Here is a 373-nt window from a genome sequence, read left to right as displayed (position 1 = left end):
GTATCCCAGTTTGCATGCGATATTGCATTATCGTGTTGCACATTATTTGTACCGCAGGAGATTTTTCTTTCTGGCACGGATGGTTTCGGCATGGAGTGCCAGAGCAACGGGCATTGAAATTCACCCGGGTGCAAGAATCGGCAAAGGACTGTTTATTGACCATGGCCATGGTGTGGTCATAGGGGAAACTACCGTTATTGGCGACAATGTTACAATCTATCAAGGGGTAACCTTGGGCGGAACAGGTAAGGAGTTTAAGAAAAGACATCCTACCATTGAGGATAATGTCATGATTAGTGCCGGTGCCAAAGTATTGGGCTCGTTTACCGTGGGGCATGATTCCAAAATAGGGGCAGGCTCGGTGGCATTACAC

At 47.5% G+C, this 373-nt stretch carries 1 protein-coding gene; it reads left to right on the top strand.

Features of this window, described 5'->3' with window-relative positions; genetic code table 11:
* A partial coding sequence (gene epsC, locus EII23_RS12540) for a serine O-acetyltransferase EpsC (RefSeq protein WP_311768162.1) occupies nt 1-373 on the top strand: 373 nt, incomplete at both ends.

The organism is Desulfovibrio sp. OH1186_COT-070, assembly GCF_003860215.1.
Taxonomy (GTDB): domain Bacteria; phylum Desulfobacterota; class Desulfovibrionia; order Desulfovibrionales; family Desulfovibrionaceae; genus Desulfovibrio.
Note: the sequence above shows the minus strand (reverse complement) of the source record. Positions and strands in the feature narration are given on the sequence as shown.